Below are 21,078 nucleotides of genomic sequence, written 5' to 3' on the forward strand. Positions count from 1 at the left end.
AAGAAAAGGAAGAGTTAACCTATTTATAGTCTTCATTCTAATGTGCCTTTAAAATCAGGTAATTAAATTTAGCAGAAATTCTAACCATTACCTTTCTAACTATATATAAAGGTTCTGTACTAGATGTATAGACTGCCACCATTCCATTTGCTCCCATTGGTATAGGAGTCTCACTATTCATTTTAAATTTGACAATATATTTCCCCGGTTTTTGCATCTCTTGATCAATCTTAGGAATAATCCCTGAAGGTAAAAGTTGACCTCTACTTGACGCCCAAATCACATTGTCAACTACACCATGTACAATATGTCCAGGTTTTGTTATAAATGTTATTTCAACTTCATCTCCTTTTTCAATTCTATGTAATTCATTCTGATCAAAAGAAGCGACAATATCTTGCCTATCTTCAACAATTGTCATTACTGCCATTACAGGTAAAGCCATTGTACCTGGTCTTACTTGTAAGTTAATAATGGTACCATCAATAGGTGCTCTTACAATAGTTTGCTCTAATTCCCATTTTGCTTTTTCGGCTTTTGCCATCAATTCAGCTACAGAAACTTGATTACCATCATATTCTGCTTCAATGCCAATTAATAAAGAGGCTGCTTTAGCATTTAACCTTGCTAATTCTGCTCTTAATTGTTCTACTGTACTTTCAGCATTTTCTAAATCAAATTTATTCCCTGCCCCATAATCAACAAGATCTTTAAATTGTTGCTTCCGCTTTAATGCTAAATCTAATTGTGTTTGAGCTACTTTTCTTTGCTGAAGTAAAGCATCTAATTCTTTACTTTGTCCTTTAATAGATGCTGCGGCTTTTTCTATTGATGCCTTTATCCCCTCTAATTGAGCTATAAAAGGCTTCTGTTCTATAATAAATAATGTATCTCCTACAGATACTTTTTCTAAGGGTTCTACTCTAATATCCTGAATTCTTCCTCTTACATTAGTTTTTATTTGTACTGTTTTATTAAATACCCTAACATCATTAGAGGTAGGCATAAAAATATTCATCAGTAGAACTATAATAACAATAGCAACAACAGGAATAGTGAATACAATAATTTTATTTGTAGTAGACCAAGTAATTAGTTCATATTTAATAAATACAAGCCAAACAGCTAGACTGTAGACTATTAATCCTAATTCGAGCATGAGTTAATTTTTTAGAATGTGATGTAAGTTAATTTTTAAGTTAAAGAGGCTTCTCCGTCTGAATTTTTTGGCTTTGCTTTCTCTACATGATCAACAATATGATCTGGGTCTTTTATTGTTGTTACATACATATGGCTTGGTCTTGTATAAGCCCATATTAAGGCAATTGGCCATAACAAACCTCCAAATAATAATGATAATAAACAGACCATGTGAATGGCATCTGCTTGTGGATGGTTTCTTTCTTTAGCAATCTCTTCTGGTATGACATGTAATTTCCAAAATACAGTTAGAAATACTGGCGGCAAAATAATTAATACCACCCAAGACATTACCTCTGCAATGGTATCGGTGTGCCCATGCCCTCCACCCGATTCTTCATTACCAAAACAAAACGTTGAGAGTAATAAAAAGAGAGATAGAAAATAAAGTGTTAGCTTCTTAATTTTCATAACAATATGATATGTAGATTATTTTGTGAGATGTATTTTCTGATACAGTTTTTGGATTAATAAATTATACAAGATGAATGATAGTAGTATTATAACCGAGTTTTATTCTTTAATTAAGTAAATCATTGCATTTTATAATCCAATCAAAACTTGTTTTGTAAATTGTACGCAGATAAAATACTTAATATGAAAACATACGGATTAATTGGATACCCATTAGGGCATTCATTCTCAAAGAAATATTTTACAGAGAAATACCAAAAAGAAGGTATTGAAGGATGTCAATATGAACTATTCGAATTAGAACAAATTGATATTTTTGCTGACCTCTTATCAAATAAATCATTAAGTGGAATAAATGTAACTATCCCATATAAAGAATTAGTTATACCCTTTTTAGATCGTTTAGATCCAAATACAGCTGGCAAAATTGGAGCTGTCAATGTGATTAAATTTGAAGAAGACGGCACTTTAACAGGCTATAATTCAGACTATTTCGGATTTAAAGTATCACTAGAAAAGTTTATCCCTAATACAAACTTTAAAGCTTTAGTTTTAGGTACAGGTGGAGCTTCGAAAGCAATTAAAGTTGCTTTATCAGATTTAAATATTCCCTTTAAATCTGTTTCTAGAAATAGTACAGAAAATAGTATTGCCTATTCTGATATTGATGAGGAATTATATGCCTCTCATACCTTAATTATAAATACTACTCCATTAGGAATGCACCCAAACGAAGGTATTGCACCTAAATTACCTTATGATAAAACAACAGAAAATCATTATTTCTTTGATGTAGTATATAATCCAGAAATAACTGAATTTATGAAATTAGGGGTTGAAAATGGAGGTAATGCTAAAAATGGGCATGAAATGCTTATTGGACAAGCCGAAGCTTCATGGGAAATTTGGAATCAAAAGTAAATCAACCTTCTTATAATAGAATAATCCCCTTTACAGATTAGAATTTGTAAAGGGGATTATTACGTATTTACGACTGATTTATTTCAGTTTTTCATTATTCTTATGCCTATCAGCATCACGAATAGACTTCTTTTCTAAGTTTTTATGTAGTGCTTCTGTTAAATTTATACCCGTTTGATTGGCTAAACATACAAGTACAAAGAGAACATCTGCCATTTCATCTCCTAAATCTACCTCTTCATCACTTTTCTTAAAGGATTGCTCTCCATATTGTCTTGACATAATACGAGCAACTTCTCCTACTTCTTCCATTAAAATTGCTGTATTTGTCAGTTCGTTAAAATAACGAACGCCTGTAGTATTGATCCATTTATCAACTACTTTTTGTACTTCGTCTAGTGTCATTTGATAAGTTATATTGATTGAAGTAGCAAAGCTATACTTAAATAGGTAATATTTTATATCGTCTAAAAAAATTTGGGCATAAAAAAAGCCCTCATGGGCATCACTGTCTTAATTTTATATACATGACTTTCTACTTTTTAGAAAGTCGGGAATGTTCTAAGCAGAACGCTTAACATTACCCTTTATCTCTTTTGAGATTACTTCTTTTGTTTTCTTCTGATCTACTGCGATCATAACTGGAAAACCTGTTGCTGTCATTGTGACAATCATTTTTTTATTATTTTTCATATTTCTTAATTTATTTTGATGTTTTAATTACGATTGGAAAGCCTGTTGCTGTCATCGTTACGATTGTGTTTTCTCTGTTTTTCATTGTCTTAAATTTTTAATTATTTTGATGTTTTAATTACGATTGGAAAGCCTGTTGCTGTCATCGTTACGATTGTGTTTTCTCTGTTTTTCATAATTTCTTAAATTTTAATTATTTAGTTGTTTTAATTACAATTGGAAAGCCTGTTGCTGTCATTGTTACGATTGTGTTTTCTTTGTTTTTCATTGTCTTAAATTTTAATATTTAAATTTTGTTTTCATTATTATTACACGACAAAGGTGGGATAAAGTTTCGAATTATTATAGGGCATTTATACAATTAAAGTCAAAATGAACAAAATATTAAAAGAGTACATTTATACACTTTATTATATTTTATTCTGTTTCGACTTTGTTTTTTGATATAAAAGTATGGAAGTGTATTTACATCTTTTCTTAGAACATCATAAGTGTCTAAGGATACACTTCTAAAAATCTTTTATATTAAATAATTGTTAAAGATTTTATTTATTTGAATCGGGTATAATTTCATCTATTTCGTTGATTTAAAAGCCAATATATTCTTAGCCATATTAGGGAAAACAAACAAATGAAAAGGAAAAACTATATACCAATACAACCTCCCCCAAATACCCAGAGGTCTGAATGTTGCTTTTTGTTCTAGCCACTGTACTCCATTCTTATTTTTGATTCGGAATTCTAACCAAGCTTCTCCCGGTAATTTCATTTCGGCAAATAATAATAACCGTTGATGTTTTTTATCAGCGAGAATAACTCTCCAAAAATCTAAAGCTTCTCCAGTCTTCAACTCTGTTGGGCTTCTTCGTCCTCTTCTTAAACCAACTCCCCCCACCATCTTATCCATTACACCTCTAATTCTCCATAGCCATGTTCCATAATACCAACCTCTATCACCACCAATTGCCCAAATATTATCAATAACCTCAGTAATTGGACGCTCAAATTTAAAACGTCGGATATCAACAAAGCAGCCATGTTTAGGAACTTGAATTAAATCTAAAAAGTCTTCCCGGATTGGTCCTATTATAGATTCCTTCCAACTAGAAACTACTTCATTTTGAGCAATTCGCTGAAAAGCCATATCCAAGGCTTCTTCGTAAGAATATAACTTCACTGGTACGATATCTTGAATATCACTGTTTTCACAAATTACCTCATTCCCCATACTTTCTACCAAACTTCTAGCTAGAGTATAAGTAGTTGATGTTACAAAATAAAGCCAATAAGAAGATAGGTTTGGTGTAAATACTGGTACTACAAAAATCTTTCTATATAAATTTCTAGCCTTCGCAAAACGAAGTAGCATCTGTTTATAATCTAAAACATCTTTACCTCCAATATCAAATACTTTATTATAAGCTTCTTCTTTATGAATTACTCCTGTGAGATAATCCATCACATTTCTAATAGAAATTGGCTGACATCTTGTTTTTAGCCACTTTGGAGCAATCATTACAGGTAATTTCTCTACTAAATCTCTGATAATCTCAAAAGATGCACTTCCAGAACCAATAATAATTGCTGCTCTTAATACTGTTAATGGAACTCCTGACTCTCTTAATCTATCTTCTACAGATAATCTTGATTTTAAATGCCTAGAAAGTTGCTTAGAATTAGCAATTCCCCCAAGATATATGGTTTGTTGGCAGAGAGTAGTTTTTATATAATCCCTAAAGTTAGTAGCTGCCTTTTCTTCCAGCGTCTCAAAAGAAGAGAACGAATTACTCATGGAATGAACTAGATAATATGCTAAGTCTATATCTTGAGGCAAATTATTAAGCGATTTACTGTCTAATAAATCCCCTTTTACAACAGTGACATTACTTAGAAAAGATTCATCAAAATCTTCATAATCAAATCTTCTTGGATCTCTACATACACAAACTATATGATGCCCCTTTTTAACGAGTAATGGTAATAATCGTCTACCAATATATCCTGTCGATCCTGTAAGTAAAATTTTCATAAGATTGCTTTTTGGGTATAAAAGATTGAAGTACAAATAATGAAGACATTAACTTAAAAGTAAAATAACAACAAATAATAAGCATAAATTGTTACGCTTCTCTTAATTATAGAATATCATTCTATTGTATAACACTACTTTTAAATCTAAATTTATATATATAGGTAAATCTCTTAGTTATTAAGATTAGGTACTACTCTCATCAATCCACCTAGTTTTATAAATAAATTTATCTTTCAAACATTTATTAAGAGTTTTGAACAAACAAAATTAGTATAAACGCGTTAATATTGTTTGATAACAAACAAATTAAGAAGTGCAATTTCTATAAAACTCATTTATATATAAAAATAATATTACTACCGTGTCAGCATTAGAATCAATAAAAAAATTACAAGATCAGATCTCTAAATCAATTATAGGTCAAGAACAAGTTGTTAATCGCATTATTGCTTGTCTTATTTCAGATGGTAACCTTTTATTAGAAGGGCTTCCTGGATTAGCAAAAACAAGAGCAATTAATAGTTTAGCACAAAATATGGATTTGGGGTTGAGTAGAGTTCAATTTACTCCCGATCTACTTCCTTCAGATATTACAGGTACAGAAATATATCAAAGTACAGGAGAAGAAAATTTCATTTTTCAGAAAGGACCTATTTTCAATAATTTGATTTTGGCCGATGAAATTAACCGTGCTCCTGCTAAAGTTCAATCTGCATTATTAGAAGCAATGCAAGAACGCCAAGTTACTGTTGCTGGTACTACGTATAAGTTACCTCAACCTTTCTTTGTAATGGCTACGCAAAACCCAATAGAGCAAGAAGGTACATATCCTTTACCTGAAGCACAGATGGATAGATTTTTAATGCATGTTATTGTAAATTATCCATCTGAAGCAGCAGAACTAGAAGTTTTAAGATTGGTTAGAAACGAGGAAAAAGCAGAAAGCAAAAAAGAAAAGAAAGAAGTTCAAAAGCTTCCTAAAGAAATTGTTTTTGATGCTCGTGCTGAAGTACAAGAAGTTCATGTTTCCGAAGCTATCGAAAAATATATTGTTGCACTTGTTTACGCTACAAGAACACCTGAGAAATATAGCGAAGATTTAGCAAAATGGATTGATGTTGGTTGCTCTCCTCGTGCTACCATTGCTCTTGATAAAGTTGCTAGAGTTCAAGCTTGGTTAAACGGTAGAGATTTTGTAAAACCAGAAGATATTCAAGCAGTAATAAAAGACATTTTTAGACACAGAATTGTAACAAGTTTTGAGGCAAATGCTTTAGGTATTACCAAAGAGCAAATTATTGATGAGTTAATTAGTAAAGTAGCTGTAGCTTAATTTCAAGACCATGAGCAATACTAAAAATGAAAATTCTGAGTCGGCTTATGTTACCTTAAAAGAGTTACACGGTTTACAATTTGAAGCCTCTGGATTTAGCTTCTTACCCAAATATAAAGTACAGTCTTTATTGGCGGGTAGACATAAGTCTGCCATGAGAGGTAGAGGTTTAGACTTTAAAGAGGTAAGACAATATGTACCTGGAGATGATATCAGAAATATTGACTGGAAAGTTACAGCTCGAACTCAAAAGACGCATACAAAGGTTTTTTCTGAAGAAAGAGAACGTCCTGTTTTATTGGTTGTAGATCAGTCTTCCTCTATGTTTTTTGGTACTCAAGAGTATTTAAAATCAACAATATCAGCTCAATTGGCTGCTTTAGGTGCTTGGAGAACTGTAGATATTGGAGATCGGGTTGGGGCATTTGTATTTAACGATACAGAATATAAAAATATTCATCCGCAGAGAAGTACAACAGCTATTTTATCGATGCTAAAAACTATTGAAGTTTTTAATAATCAATTGAATGCTAACCAACCTCCTAAATCAAAAAGTCTAATTCTAGATAATGTTTTATCTAAGGTTAGAAGTACTGTAACTCATGATTATTTAGTAATAATTATGTCAGACCTGAGAGGAATAACAGATAAATCGATACATCACATCTTCAATTTAAAAAGACAAAACGATGTAATCATTTTTCATATTGAAGATGAATGGGAAAAGGAATTACCATTAAGAGCTTTATCAATTTCTAATAGTGATAAACAAGTATCAATTGCCTCTGGTATGAAAAAGACACATGCAAAGTTTCAAAAAGTATTTGCTTCAGAAAAAGAAATGCTAAATGATCAATTTGCTGAGTATGGTATTCCAATGTTGACTTTCAACACCTCTCAAAAAGCAAGTACTCAGATGAGAGACGCATTAAAAGATCAATAAAATGGCACTTCAAGATTCCCTTCAAATATTAAAAGATTCAACTCAATTAGCTAGTGAGGTTTTAGATTTCATTCCGCCAGAACAAGTTGATATGAGTCCTTCTGCACCGGGTTGGTATTTACTCGGAGGCACAATAATTTTGGTCTTTATAATAGTAATGATTCGTCAATATGTTCATTATTTACAAAACAAATACAGACGCACAGCTATTCAAGAAATTAATACTGTTTTAAAAGAAAATCCCTCGTTACAAGAGCAAGTATATAAAATAAATATAGCCTTAAAAAGAGTAGCTATTACAACCTTTGATCGTTCTATAGTTGCTCACTTAAGTGGAGACGAATGGATTAACTTCTTAAACGAACATACAAAGCAAAAATTATTTAAAGATAAAGAAGCTGATTTACTTATTAATGGTGCTTACATGAAAGCATCAGAAAGCACTAATTCTACGCTATCTTCTTTAGGGCAATTATCAATAAAATGGATTAAAAATCATGTATGAGATAGCTTATCCGTGGATGTTTTTCTTACTTCCACTCCCGTTGTTTGTCTGGTGGCTAATCCCTGCTTTCAAGCAGAAAAAAGACGCTTTATTTTATCCTAAGTTTGATGAATTAACTCAAGCTACTGGATTAAAACCTCAGAAAAGTGCTACAATATTAAAAAGACGTTGGTTTCAATATGTTATCAACTTTATTATTTGGGTCTGTATTGTTGCGGCAATGTCAAACCCTCAATACATTGGTAAACCTGCCAAAAAAGTAAAAAATGCTCGTAATATGTTGGTTGCTGCTGATATTTCTATGAGTATGAATACTACAGATTGGTATGATAAAGATGGCAACCGTATTACAAGATGGAAGGCTGTTCAGAATGTACTAAACGAATTTGTAGAAAAAAGAGAAGGTGATCGTATTGGTTTAATGCTTTTTGGAAGTGATGTATTTGCCTTACCATTTACACCAGATTTAGAAATTATAAAACATACAATTGATGAAACTGGAATTGGAATGGCTGGACATAAAACAGCTATTGGTAATGCTATAGCTCTATCAACACAAGTTTTTGAAGCTGATTCTATAAAACAAAAAGTAATGATTCTCCTAACTGATGGTCAGGATAGTGGTAGTGAAATTGTTCCCGTTACAGCAGCTAATATGGCTGCAGATGATAGTATTAAAATTTATACAATTGGCATTGGAACAAAAGAGGCTTCGCAATATGAATTAGATGATAAAACACTAATAAAAATTGCCCAAAATACAGGAGGAGAATACTTTAATGCAGGTAACGTTGAAGAGTTAAATACTATTTATGATAAACTAAATGAAATGGAACCAATACAATTTGAAGATGAAGGTTACAGACCTACTCGCTTATTGTTTTATATTCCATTAGAAATTGGGTTAGGTATTGCGCTAGTATTTCAATTTTTAAGTATTGCAGTAAACTTTATCGGGTCCTTAAAAAGAAAGAAATCATGAAACAGTTTGATACATTTTTCGAGGGATTCTCTACGAATTTTCATTTCATAAGACCTGAATGGTTATGGGCTTTATTACCAATTGGTTTGTTATTTATCATCTCTTGGATTTCCATTAGAGAATCTGATAATTGGAAGAAACTAGTCAACCCTAAATTACTATCCTTGTTATTAATAAAAGGAAATAAGAAAGGAGCTTGGTTACCAAAAATGCTCATGATTGTTTCTCTTTCTATTATTGTAATTAGTATTGCTGGTCCTTCTTGGAAACGAGTTGATAAGCCTGGTAATCAAACTGAAGCTAAGGTTGTAGTTATTCTAGATTTATCTCGTTCAATGCTAGCACAAGACATAGGACCTAGTAGATTAGAAAGAGCTAAGATGAAAATCAAAGACTATCTTAAAATAAATAAGGGAGTAGAAACTTCTTTAATTGTTTATGCTGGTACGGCTCATGAGGCACTGCCTCCAACAAAAGATTATAAAACTTTTGAAACTACTTTAGAGGCTTTATCACCCTACTCAATGCCTCTTTATGGTTCTAATTTACCAGAAGCATTAAAATTATCTGATAAGATTATTACAAAAACAGAAGCTCCCTGTTTTGTTTGGGTACTCACTGATGATCTACAAGCAATAGATGTACAGGGTTTAGGACAAAGAGGTGCAACAAAAGATAAGTACAGTTTAACAATACTTGGAACTCCTCAGGGAGCAAATGTTCCGCTTTATGGTAAACGTTTTTTAAAAGACAAGAAAGGGAAGCTCGTAAAAGTTTCTTTAAACACAGCTCAATTACAAAATGCGTTAGCTATTCCTAACGTAAACCTTCTTCCATTTACTTTAGATAAAACAGACATTGAATTATTCACGAAAAATATTCAAGACAACTTAGTGTTTACTAAAGACAGTAAAAAAGCAGAAGAAGATTGGGTTGATTTTGGATATTATATCAGTTTCTTTGCCGCTTTTCTAATGCTTTTCTGGTTTAGAAAAGGCTTATTAATTCAGTGGACATGGATATTACTTTTACCTTTATTTTTTATTAGTTGTGATTCTATTGACCAACTACCAAAAGATAAAACAACCGTTGAAGATTTCTTTTGGACAAGAGACCAACAAGGACAAAAAGCTTTAGAAAAAGGTGATACATTGGCTGCTGCTGCTACATTTAAAGATAAATCTCAGGCTGGGTATGCTTATAGTGTTACAGGTGATTATGAAAAAGCTGCAGATGCCTATGCACAAGATATTACCGCAGATAATATGTATAATTTAGGTGTATCTCAAGCTAAACTTGGTAATTGGGAAGCTGCTCAAAAAGCTTTTCAAATGGCTTTAGATATAAATCCAGATTTTAAGAAAGCTGAAAAAAATCTTTCTATCGCTAAAGAACAAATGCGAATGATAAACATCAATATGTCTGATGAAAGTAACATCAATAAAGACAAAGTGATGAAAGGAAAGAAATACGAACCAGAAGCTGGAGAACAAGAACAAAAATCTGCTCAACATTCTGATAGAAAAGCTGAGGGAGAATCAGAAAAAATTCAAGAAATGGGTAAAAAAGAAATTAACCCATCATTGGAAGAATTACTAAAAATGCAGTTTTCTGAGACAAAAGAACAATCTAAAGCAAGTATGATCAGACAGGTAAAATTGGACCCTAAGATGTATCTCAAAAAGAAATTCTTATACCAATATCTTACTGATGATGATAAACCAAAAAAATCTGATAAGTCATGGTAAAAAAACTATTCTTTGTGTTATTGACTTCTTTTTGGGCATTAAATGTATTTGCTCAAGAAAGAGCAAACCTATTTACATCTACAATAATTAATAAAAAAGAAGTAGTTGTAGGACAACCCTTCAAAGTTAAATTATCAATTTACACCACTACATGGTTTTCTGATGGAGTGAACTTCGAAGACTTCCAACTACCAAATGCGTTAATGATAAAAGACGGTAGAGGGGTTCCTAATTCATTAAATATAGGGAAGTATCAATATTCTGGAGTTGAACAAACCTATTGGGTATTTCCTTTCACTCCAGGTAAAAATGTATTCCCCTCTTTAGAATTACATGTTTCTACTCCAGACCCAGGTGATTTCAAAGGAAAACCTCACACTATTCACACTAAAGAAAAGTCGATTAATGTAACTCCACCTCCTGTTGGTGAGGATCCTAAAACTTGGCTTGTTGCAAGTAGTGTTAGAATATCAGATCAGTGGAATAAAGACCTATCAAAGGTTCAAGTAGGTGATGTTTTAAAAAGAACAGTTCGTATTACTGCAGGGAATACGTTAGGTCCTATGATTCCCGTCCGTGAATATGATTCATTAAGTTGGGCAGGTATTTACCCCGAACATCCTATCAATAACAATTATAACCAAGATAATTACATATCGGGTACACAAAAGCAGGTAATTACCTATTTAATACAAGAAGCTGGAGAGTTTAAAGTTCCTGGAATTACGGTACGATATTATAATCCATACACAAAAAAATCTAAGAATATAAAGAGTAAAAACCGCAAAATCTTTATAAAGGAAAATCCTAATTTAAGTATGCTTCAATCGCTACAAGATAGCTTGAATAAATTAAATCAAGTACCTGAAGAAGTGAATAAAGCACCTCAAAAAACATGGAGAGATTATCTTCCAAAGCAATGGAAAGCTATACTTGCTGGTCTGTTTGCACTTTGGTTATGCTATAAAATTAGACCTATAAAACGAATAAAGAAGAAGCTAGATGCTATTCGTTCTACATCAACTTACATAGAAAAACAAGCATTTAATAAATTAGAATCTGCAATTAAGAAGGGTAAAGTTGATGTGAGTATCCAACAGTTTTATCAATGGGTAAATACCTTACCAAATCAAAGTGTAAGTGATTATAGAGAATCTTTATATCATGTTTTACTCAATTACACATTATGTGACTTGATAGCTGAAATGTCTGATATTAAATATAAAAATGGAGACAATACTATACCAAAACTGCTAATCAAAAAATTGATAAACCAATTAGTTTGGGATAGAAAAATTATATTACAAGAGAAAAAGAAAGAGGGTTTTAGTAAACGGAAAACTGTTGATTTAAAAGAGTTAAATCCTTAAAAAAATAGGAGATGTCACATTGAGTAACATCTCCTATTTTTCTATTAAAAGTAAACAGACTAACTTCTAGGGAAGGTATGTTTCTTTTCGTATTCAGAATAATAGAATTTTGTATTTCTGAACAAGCTAAAGTTAAGAGAGATATAAAATACATTACCTGAAATTTGATTATAACTCAAATCAGTCCCCACCATATTCTTTTGGTTAGCACCCCAAGATGAATTAAAGTAATCATTTAGATAATACTTAAATTTAAGGTTGGTTCCGTAAGGAAATTGGATTCCTAACATTAAACTGTGTTGAAAATTAACACGATCAGTAAACCAAACAGAGAACTTATCTTCTTTACGTTCCGATACAAAAGTTTTTTCTTTGTACTGAAAAGGCATTTCAAATTCATAACCAGCATAGAAAAACAATCCATGTAAATTCCCTACTTTTAAACCAATAGGAATACCCAAATTATATGTTCTTACTTTCTTACGTACCGGGCTTTTAAGTCCGTTAGCATCTGCTGTAATATGCTCTGAAGGTACATCAAATATCATCCCTACGTTTCTAATAGAAAAACCAGAATACAAACCAAAGTGAGGGCTAAAGTCTGCATTAAAAACGGTCTGCCAGTTAAAGACAGGAGCAAAACGCATCACACCGCTATTAATTTCTTGTCCATCAATTTGTATTCCTGTAGTTCCAGAAAATATCACTTCTAGACCACCGGTTACATAATAATCAGTCTTTTTCTGTTGTTTATCTTGAGCTGAAACACTTCCAATAAGAGCGAAAAATGAGCAGCTAAACAGTATAAAAAATCTTCGTAAATCAAGCATATAAATTGGAGAATTAATTTGAGAGTAAAAATGCAAAAATTTATTAAGGAATTGTATTTATTATCAAATAGATCCAAAAAACTTTGCACATATACATACATAGACAGAGAAAAAAATGAATAGTTGCACTCCTTTTAAGTTATTTTATTTACCTATATATCAACACTATAGTACTAATTAGATAGCGTTAACAGTAAAATTAAACTATGATAACATACTCAGAACAAATTGTTTACATTAAATCAAGGAATTGATGTAAATAATTAATACCTTTGCCATCTGTAAAATTTTTGCATTCGAGAATTAATAGTATCGAACATTAGACGCATTTAAATTAATTGGTAAATGCCTACTATTCAACAACTTGTTAGAAAGGGAAGAAAAAAGATTGTTCAAAAATCTAAATCTCCCGCATTAGATTCATGCCCTCAGCGTAGAGGAGTATGTACAAGAGTTTACACTACAACGCCTAAGAAGCCTAACTCGGCTATGCGTAAAGTAGCAAGGGTTCGTTTGACTAACGGTAAGGAAGTCAACGCTTATATCCCAGGTGAAGGACACAACTTGCAAGAGCACTCGATCGTATTGATTCGTGGTGGTCGTATCAAGGATCTTCCTGGTGTGAGATATCACATCGTTCGTGGAGCATTAGATACTGCTGGTGTAGAAGGTCGTGGTCAACGTCGTTCTAAGTACGGTACTAAACGTCCTAAGGCTGCTAAATAATTTAGCAGTTTAAAATTTAAAAAGTCCAAGTCCTGAAGTAAAGACATTTACTTGTCAGTAAGGACATCTCTAAACTTGTTTATCATTTAAAGAAATGAGAAAGGCAAAACCTAAAAAGCGTTACGTATTACCAGATCCTAAATTTGGTGATACTATGGTAACAAAATTCGTTAACAACTTAATGGTTGACGGAAAGAAAAGTATTGCATATAGCATTTTCTACAACGCGTTAGAAATTGTTCAGCAAAAGCTATCAAAAGAAGGCGAATCTATTGACGCATTAGATATCTGGAAAAAAGGTCTATCTAATGTAATGCCAACTGTCGAAGTGAAAGCTCGTCGTGTTGGTGGAGCTACATTCCAAGTGCCAATCGAGGTACGTCCGGACCGTAAGCAGTCTTTAGGTATGAAATGGATGATTACAATGTCTCGTAAGCGTAACGAACGTACTATGAAAGAACGTTTAGCTAACGAAATCATTGCTGCTTCTCGTGGAGAGGGTGCTGCAGTGAAGAAAAAAGACGATACTCACCGTATGGCCGAAGCAAACAAAGCATTTTCACACTTTAGATTCTAATAATCCGTGGCTAAGAAAATCCATCTTTCGCACCAAAGGAATATCGGTATCATGGCTCACATTGATGCTGGTAAAACTACGACTACTGAGCGTATCCTTTACTACACTGGTAAATCTCACAAAATTGGTGAGGTACATGACGGAGCTGCAACAATGGACTGGATGGAGCAAGAGCAAGAACGTGGTATCACTATTACGTCTGCTGCTACAACCACTACATGGAACTACCCTACTGATCAAGGTAAGGTAACTCCAGCTTCAGAAGAGTACAAAGTAAACATTATTGACACACCTGGTCACGTTGACTTCACTGTAGAAGTTGCGCGTTCATTACGTGTTCTTGATGGTGCTGTTGCTCTTTTCTGTGCTGTATCTGGTGTTGAACCTCAATCAGAAACTGTATGGCGTCAAGCTGACGATTACAAGGTACCTCGTATCTGTTTCGTTAACAAAATGGACCGTGCAGGTGCTGACTTCTTGAAAGCTGTTAAGACAATTGAAGAGAAACTTGGTGCTACACCAGTTCCTTTACAATTACCTATCGGTGCTGAAGAAGGATTCAGAGGTGTTGTTGACTTAATTACAAACGAAGCTATCGTTTGGAATGATGAAGACCAAGGATTTACTTATGAAGTAATCGACATCCCTGCTGATATGGTAGACGAAGTTGCTGAGTGGAGAGAAAACCTTATTGAGGCTGTTTCTACTCACAACGAAGAGTTGATGGAGAAATTCTTTGAAGATCCTGATTCAATTACTGCTGATGAAGTACGTGTTGCAGTTCGTAAGGCTGTTATGAACATGGAATTCTCTCCAGTAATGTGTGGTTCAGCATTTAAAAACAAAGGTGTTCAAGCATTGCTTGATGCTGTATGTTCTTACTTGCCATCGCCATTGGATTTACCAGATACAATTGGTACTAATCCTGAAACAGGTGAAGAAGTAACACGTAAAGCGGATGCTTCAGATAAATTCTCAGCGTTAGCATTTAAGATCGCAACTGACCCATTCGTAGGTCGTTTGTGTTTCATGCGTGCTTACTCTGGTACTTTAGAGGCTGGTTCGTATGTATTGAACATGCGTACTGGTAAAAAAGAGCGTATCTCTCGTTTGATGCAAATGCACTCTAACAAACAAAACCCAATTCCTTTAGTGGAAGCAGGTGATATTTGTGCTGGTGTTGGTTTTAAAGACATCAAAACAGGTGATACACTAGTAGAACTTGGTGCTCCAATCGTTCTAGAAGAAATGGTATTCCCAGAGCCGGTAATCGGTATCTCTATCGAGCCTAAAACTAAGGCCGATGTTGATAAATTGGGTATGTCTATCGCTAAGCTTATCGAAGAAGATCCTACTTTAACTGTAGAAACTAACCACGAAACTGGTCAGACTATTCTTAAAGGTATGGGAGAACTTCACTTAGAGATCATCATCGACCGTTTGAAGCGTGAATTTGGCGTGGAAATCAACGAAGGTGCTCCTCAAGTAGCTTACCGTGAGGCAATCAAGACTTCTACTGAACACCGTGAGGTTTACAAGAAACAAACTGGTGGTAAAGGTAAATTTGGTGATATCCAATTCGAATTAGGCCCAGCTGAGCCAGATGAGGATGGTGTTATTAAGCCAGGTTTACAATTTGTAAATGCAATTAAAGGTGGTATTATTCCAAGAGAATTTATCCCTGCAGTACAAAAAGGATTCGAAGCTTCAATGGAAAACGGTGCTTTAGCTGGTTACCCAATTGATGCAATGCGTGTTCGTTTATTCTACGGTTCTTTCCACGATGTCGATTCAGATGCTTTAGCATTCGAATTAGCTGCAAAACTTGGATTCAAAGCTGCGTCTAAACATTGTACACCTATCATCCTTGAGCCAATTATGGATGTTTCTGTAATTACTCCAGATGAATATACTGGTTCGGTTATCGGTGATATCAACAAACGTCGTGGTCTTCCGAAAGGACAAGAGATCTCTAACGGTGCTGTTGTAATCAAAGCTGATGTACCTTTATCAGAATTATTTGGTTATGTGACTGACCTTCGTACGATCACTTCTGGTCGTGCATCTGCAACTTTAACGTTCTCTGAGTACAAAGAAGTACCAAGAAACGTTGCTGAAGCAGTTATCGCAGAAGCTAAGAAATAATTAAATATTGTCAATAATCATAAACTTCTGAACCTACAACGGTAGGTTTAGGGTTTATGTTATATATAATCAGTTAGTGGACGGCTAACAATCTTAAAAAAAGATATGACACAAAAAATCAGAATCAAGCTTAAGTCTTACGATCACAACTTAGTAGATAAATCTGCTGGTAAAATCGTTGAAGCAGTTAAGAAAACAGATGCTGTAGTTGCAGGTCCTGTACCTCTTCCTACAAAGAAAGAAAAATTCACAGTTCTTCGTTCTCCACACGTTAACAAGAAAGCTCGTGAGCAATTCCAACTTTGTACTTACAAGCGTTTGATTGACATCTTCTCGTCTTCTCCAAAGACTGTTGATGCTTTAATGAAGCTTGACCTTCCAAGTGGTGTTGATGTTGAAATCAAAGTTTGATAGAAACTTCTTCATTGGATAAAAAAAACTCCTACTTTTAATTAAGTAGGAGTTTTTTTGTTTTATAACCTGTAGCCAAATAATAAATTATAGTTGATAATAACCCTAACGTTAAGTTCTTGACTATTTGATTTCAGAAAGAAGAACTCTTTCACCTGCTAAAACAAAATCTAATTTTAAATAATCACAGATTTCAGTCATCGCACTATTAACATTATCATCATGAAATACGCCAGAGAACTCTCTATTTGTAAAATCAATTGAATGTTCAATAGTTATCCCATATTGCTTTTCAAAATCTGATAAAACCATATCAACTTGCGCTAATTCATATTTAAAAGTCCCTTTAGTCCACAACGTATGATGTAGATGAGTAGCAGTTGGTTCTGAGAAGATTTTACCAAATGTTAAAATCATAGATCGTTCATCTAATATTTTTGATAAGTTTGGAGCATCTTTAATACTTCTATAAGTAATACCCTTGGGGCCTATATTTGTAAGTTGATAAATATATTTATCATCTCTTATATCAAAGCTGCTTGATGGGAGTGCTTTAATTACACTTCTTTTAGTCTTTATTTCAAAGCTTTTACCACCATCTTCTGCTCCCGATATATTAAACTGAGCATGACCATCTAGATAAATTTGACCGTCAAAAGGAATACTCAAATACTTAATATTAGATCCCTTTTTTAAAAAAGCAACAGAACCATCTGGAAATGTATATTCTAAAGTACCATCTGAAGGGTTGATACTGTGTATACCATTTGAAAAAAAATATAAGGCATACAACCCTACAAAAACACCTAATATTGCAGCTGCAATATTAAAGTTCTTTTTTTGAAAGAATTTTATTACTCTATTCGTATCGTTCTTTTTATCAGCTAGTGATTTTTGGATTGACTCCCATGCTTGATCAGATGATATTTTAGAATTAGGAATGCTTTTGTTATTAAGTGTTGTAGAAATTTGATTCAATAATATCTCGTCAGGATCAGAAGTTTTACCACTTAAACCCTTACTTCCATCACTAAATTTACGAGTTCCTTTTTTTATAAAGTCATCGTGTTCCTCTCCAGTCATGTATAATTCTTTTTTGAGTGTGTATTATCAACAATAATTATTAACAGTTATTAATAATACAACAGTAATTGATTTAACCCTACCTATAGCGTTAAGTTTTATTTACATTTAGTAAATAGATTTTAAATTAAACGAATAATCTCACCCGTCTTTATTTAGTTTAAAATTAATAATTGTAAATTGTAATATCACTTTTTAGTTAAAAAAAGACGCAAAGAAAACTTATTTTTTTATGAATGATGTATGGTTCCAACTAATCCATAACTTTCAATACTACCTATGGTGGTGGATTGGTGGTTTTTTTATTTTTACAATATTATTATGGGTTTATATTTATTTCCCCTTTGAAAAAAAGAAACCAATTAGTGACCAAGAATTAGATGACCTTTTTGATGATTTAAAACAATCTAAAGATAGTGTCCTTCATGTTCTTGAAAACTATCAAGATATTATTGACAATAAAAATAAGGAACTCAAAGATTTCGATGAAAAAATTGAAGATAGAGAAAACCACCTTTTATTAATATCTGAATTACCAGAGGAGATTGAATTAGAAATTAAATTAAAAGAAAGAAAACATAATCAAAAAATGCTTCTGATTGGTATTCTTTCCGGACTTCTAATAGGAGCACTAGGAATGTGGGCTTTTATTAATTGGGAGCAGATTTTTCAAATAATACTCTAAAAATTCTCATTTCAAATTTTTGAGTAAGCAAGTAATTAAACTAACATTAAAAATGGCGAAAAAAACAATCATTGTCTCAAATCGACTACCTGTAACCGTTAATAAAAATCCTGATGATACGCTTAGCTTCCATCCAAGTTCTGGAGGTTTGGCAACTGGTTTAAGTACAACTTATAAACAAGGAGGTAATCTTTGGATTGGCTGGCCAGGAACTTATGATCATAGTAAAAAAGAGCAAGAACACATTTCTAATGAGCTTAAAAAAGATAATATGGCTCCTGTGTTTCTTACTAAAAACGAAGTTAAAAAATTCTACGAAGGGTATTCAAATAAAACACTTTGGCCACTCTTTCATTATTTTACAGAATACGCATCTTATGAGTTAGATCTTTGGGATGCTTATGTTCATGTAAATCAATTGTTCTGTAACGCCATATTAGATCACGCTGAACCAGAAGATACTATTTGGGTACACGATTATCAGTTGTTACTCCTTCCAGGAATGTTAAGAGAAGCACTACCTGATGCTACAATAGGGTTCTTTCAACATATACCTTTCCCTTCTTATGAAATTTTCCGTCTCTTACCTTGGAGAAAAGAAACATTAGAGGGTGTATTAGGAGCAGACTTAATCGGTTTCCATACATATGATGATATGAGGCACTTCTTGAGTTCTATAAATAGATTATTAGGCTATGATAGCTCTCTTGGACTGGTAAAGGTTAAGAACCGTCTTGTTTCTGTAGATGCCTTTCCTATGGGAATTGATTATGATAAATTTGAACAAGCTGCTGACTCTGAAAAAACAAAACAAAAAATCATTGCCTATAGCGATCTACTTAGTAAAAATAAATCAATTCTTTCTATTGACAGGTTAGACTATAGTAAAGGAATTAAACATAGATTATTAAGTTTTGATAAATTCTTATCACGCTATCCAGAATACCAAGGAGTAGTTTCTTTAATACTACTAGTAGTTCCTTCTAGGGATAAAGTAGATCAATATCAACACTTAAAAGAAGAAATTGACACCCTTGTTGGTAAGATAAACGGTAAGTATAGTAGAATGAACTGGTCTCCTATTCATTACTTCTATAGATCTTTCAGCTTTGAAGGTTTATCGGCACTTTATAAAACTTCTGACGTTGCTCTAGTTACTCCATTAAGAGATGGAATGAACTTAGTATGTAAAGAGTATGTAGCTAGTAAGACAGACCAACAAGGAGTACTTATATTAAGTGAAATGGCTGGTGCAGCTAAAGAACTTTCTGAAGCTATTCTTATTAATCCAAATGATGAAAATCAAATTGTAGATGCACTTTATACTGCCCTTACTATGCCCGAAGAGGAGCAGCGTATTCGTATGAAGGAAATGCAGAAGAAAGTAAGGCGTTACAATGTTCATAGATGGGTTGAAATATTTATGAATCAATTAGACAATATCAAAGAAAGACAAACTGCAATGAACATGCGTTTATTGCCTGCAAAATCACAAAAAAGAATGTTAGAAAAATATACCAACGCTCAAAATAGAATCATATTTTTAGATTATGATGGTACGTTAAAAGGCTTTGCAGCTGATCCACAATCAGTATCTCCAGATCAAGAACTGAAAGAGATAATGACTAATTTAACTTCTGATCCTAAAAATAGAGTTGTTATTATTAGTGGTAGAGATAAAGAAACTTTAGAGGCTTGGTTTGAAGGCTTTAAAGTAGACATAATAGCAGAGCATGGTATTTGGCTTAGAAGAGGGACTACTGACTTTGAAATGATTGAAAACCTGAACTCAGATTGGAAGTCAAAAATTAGTAGAATGTTAGATCGTTATGTAGATCGTACACCCGGATCTTTTGTTGAAGAGAAGGCTTTTTCTATTGCATGGCATTACAGAAAAGCAGATGCAGATTTCGGAGATTTAAGAGCTAGAGAACTAGTAGGTAACTTAAACTACCTTGTCTCTAACATGAATCTACAAGTAATGCATGGAAATAAAGTTGTAGAAGTGAAGAGTCAGGAGGTAAATAAAGGGAAAGCTGCCTTAAAATTCCTCTCGGATGATACATATGATTTTGTATTTGCTGCTGGTGATGATGTTACAGATGAAGATACATTCCTTGCTTTACCTAAGAAATCTTACACTATTAAAGTAGGCTTAGGAGCGTCGGCTGCTAGATATAACTTAAAAACAGTTTCTGATGTAAGACAATTACTCACTGACTTTAATAATACAGACAAATAACCTTTGTTTTCTACATACAAAAAGAGCCTCTTCTAAATATTTCAGAAGAGGCTCTTTTTATTTAATTAAAATTGTTAAAAACCATATTTATAAATTGACTTCTAACCTATTGATAAATTAAGAGAATAAATAGCCTAATTATATCAAAAAATGTATTATTGTACTTTTCTAAGATTAAAAAACAAACTCGAATGATAAAAAAGAGTTCATAAAAAAAAGAAAAATACGTTAATTAAAT

19 protein-coding genes are annotated in these 21,078 nt (G+C 32.9%); 13 read left to right on the forward strand and 6 right to left on the reverse strand.

Annotated features, from left to right (window positions below):
• Positions 1-37 precede the first annotated feature (37 nt).
• Entirely contained in the window at positions 38-1,159 is a 1,122-nt protein-coding gene (locus EI427_RS15710) for an HlyD family secretion protein (RefSeq protein ID WP_126616456.1), read from the reverse strand.
• A 35-nt stretch (positions 1,160-1,194) separates the two neighbouring features.
• Positions 1,195-1,611: a DUF3302 domain-containing protein gene (locus EI427_RS15715; protein WP_126616458.1), complete on the reverse strand. Its 417-nt coding sequence runs from the start codon at positions 1,609-1,611 to the stop codon at positions 1,195-1,197.
• A 186-nt stretch (positions 1,612-1,797) separates the two neighbouring features.
• Between EI427_RS15715 and EI427_RS15720 the strand changes: the two genes are divergently transcribed.
• A complete protein-coding gene (locus EI427_RS15720; protein WP_126616460.1) occupies positions 1,798-2,535 on the forward strand; it encodes a shikimate dehydrogenase family protein in 738 nt (245 codons plus the stop codon).
• Between the two features lie 78 nt (positions 2,536-2,613).
• On the opposite strand, the gene EI427_RS15725 is transcribed toward EI427_RS15720, so the two are convergent.
• A complete protein-coding gene (locus tag EI427_RS15725) occupies positions 2,614-2,940 on the reverse strand; it encodes a nucleotide pyrophosphohydrolase (protein WP_126616463.1) in 327 nt (108 codons plus the stop codon).
• 862 nt (positions 2,941-3,802) lie between these two features.
• On the reverse strand, positions 3,803-5,257 hold the full coding sequence (locus EI427_RS15730) for an SDR family oxidoreductase (protein WP_126616466.1): 1,455 nt from the start codon (positions 5,255-5,257) through the stop codon (positions 3,803-3,805).
• A 364-nt stretch (positions 5,258-5,621) separates the two neighbouring features.
• Between EI427_RS15730 and EI427_RS15735 the strand changes: the two genes are divergently transcribed.
• The 6 genes from EI427_RS15735 to EI427_RS15760 are packed head-to-tail and all read left to right on the forward strand — an operon-like array spanning position 5,622 to position 12,141.
• On the forward strand, positions 5,622-6,593 hold the full coding sequence (locus EI427_RS15735; RefSeq protein WP_126616469.1) for an AAA family ATPase: 972 nt from the start codon (positions 5,622-5,624) through the stop codon (positions 6,591-6,593).
• A gap of 10 nt (positions 6,594-6,603) precedes the next feature.
• Positions 6,604-7,536, forward strand: a complete 933-nt coding sequence (locus EI427_RS15740; protein ID WP_126616472.1) for a DUF58 domain-containing protein — start codon at positions 6,604-6,606, stop codon at positions 7,534-7,536.
• A 1-nt stretch (position 7,537) separates the two neighbouring features.
• Positions 7,538-8,041 (forward strand): DUF4381 domain-containing protein, encoded by a 504-nt coding sequence (locus EI427_RS15745; RefSeq protein ID WP_126616475.1) that lies wholly within the window; start codon positions 7,538-7,540, stop codon positions 8,039-8,041.
• Positions 8,034-9,023 (forward strand): VWA domain-containing protein, encoded by a 990-nt coding sequence (locus tag EI427_RS15750; protein WP_126616478.1) that lies wholly within the window; start codon positions 8,034-8,036, stop codon positions 9,021-9,023. Before EI427_RS15745 ends, EI427_RS15750 begins: the two co-directional genes overlap by 8 nt.
• Positions 9,020-10,771 carry a VWA domain-containing protein gene (locus tag EI427_RS15755; protein ID WP_126616481.1) on the forward strand — a complete coding sequence of 584 codons (1,752 nt, stop codon included), beginning with the start codon at positions 9,020-9,022 and terminating at the stop codon, positions 10,769-10,771. The genes EI427_RS15750 and EI427_RS15755 overlap by 4 nt, the downstream gene beginning before the upstream one ends.
• Positions 10,765-12,141: a BatD family protein gene (locus EI427_RS15760; RefSeq protein WP_126616484.1), complete on the forward strand. Its 1,377-nt coding sequence runs from the start codon at positions 10,765-10,767 to the stop codon at positions 12,139-12,141. The genes EI427_RS15755 and EI427_RS15760 overlap by 7 nt, the downstream gene beginning before the upstream one ends.
• Positions 12,142-12,200: 59 nt before the next feature.
• On the opposite strand, the gene EI427_RS15765 is transcribed toward EI427_RS15760, so the two are convergent.
• The gene (locus EI427_RS15765) at positions 12,201-12,971 is read right to left on the reverse strand and encodes a hypothetical protein (protein WP_126616487.1); all 771 of its coding nucleotides are present in this window, start codon (positions 12,969-12,971) and stop codon (positions 12,201-12,203) included.
• A 345-nt stretch (positions 12,972-13,316) separates the two neighbouring features.
• Here EI427_RS15765 and rpsL point away from each other — a divergent pair, with 345 nt between their 5' ends.
• From rpsL to rpsJ, 4 genes are all read left to right on the forward strand, one after another.
• Entirely contained in the window at positions 13,317-13,697 is a 381-nt protein-coding gene (rpsL, locus tag EI427_RS15770) for a 30S ribosomal protein S12 (protein WP_126616490.1), read from the forward strand.
• Between the two features lie 94 nt (positions 13,698-13,791).
• Positions 13,792-14,274 (forward strand): 30S ribosomal protein S7, encoded by a 483-nt coding sequence (gene rpsG / locus EI427_RS15775; RefSeq protein WP_126616492.1) that lies wholly within the window; start codon positions 13,792-13,794, stop codon positions 14,272-14,274.
• A gap of 6 nt (positions 14,275-14,280) precedes the next feature.
• Positions 14,281-16,419 carry an elongation factor G gene (fusA, locus tag EI427_RS15780; protein WP_126616494.1) on the forward strand — a complete coding sequence of 713 codons (2,139 nt, stop codon included), beginning with the start codon at positions 14,281-14,283 and terminating at the stop codon, positions 16,417-16,419.
• Between the two features lie 105 nt (positions 16,420-16,524).
• The gene (rpsJ, locus tag EI427_RS15785) at positions 16,525-16,830 is read left to right on the forward strand and encodes a 30S ribosomal protein S10 (protein WP_126616497.1); all 306 of its coding nucleotides are present in this window, start codon (positions 16,525-16,527) and stop codon (positions 16,828-16,830) included.
• 123 nt (positions 16,831-16,953) lie between these two features.
• Here rpsJ and EI427_RS15790 read toward each other — a convergent pair whose 3' ends face one another.
• Entirely contained in the window at positions 16,954-17,913 is a 960-nt protein-coding gene (locus EI427_RS15790) for a DUF4974 domain-containing protein (RefSeq protein WP_126616500.1), read from the reverse strand.
• Between the two features lie 232 nt (positions 17,914-18,145).
• Between EI427_RS15790 and EI427_RS15795 the strand changes: the two genes are divergently transcribed.
• Both EI427_RS15795 and EI427_RS15800 read left to right on the forward strand, forming a co-directional pair.
• The gene (locus tag EI427_RS15795; protein ID WP_126616503.1) at positions 18,146-18,598 is read left to right on the forward strand and encodes a hypothetical protein; all 453 of its coding nucleotides are present in this window, start codon (positions 18,146-18,148) and stop codon (positions 18,596-18,598) included.
• 52 nt (positions 18,599-18,650) lie between these two features.
• On the forward strand, positions 18,651-20,840 hold the full coding sequence (locus EI427_RS15800) for a bifunctional alpha,alpha-trehalose-phosphate synthase (UDP-forming)/trehalose-phosphatase (RefSeq protein WP_126616506.1): 2,190 nt from the start codon (positions 18,651-18,653) through the stop codon (positions 20,838-20,840).
• The last annotated feature ends 238 nt before the right edge of the window (positions 20,841-21,078 follow it).

Origin of the sequence: Flammeovirga pectinis, assembly GCF_003970675.1 — a bacterium.
In the GTDB taxonomy this organism is placed as follows: Bacteria; Bacteroidota; Bacteroidia; order Cytophagales; family Flammeovirgaceae; genus Flammeovirga; species Flammeovirga pectinis.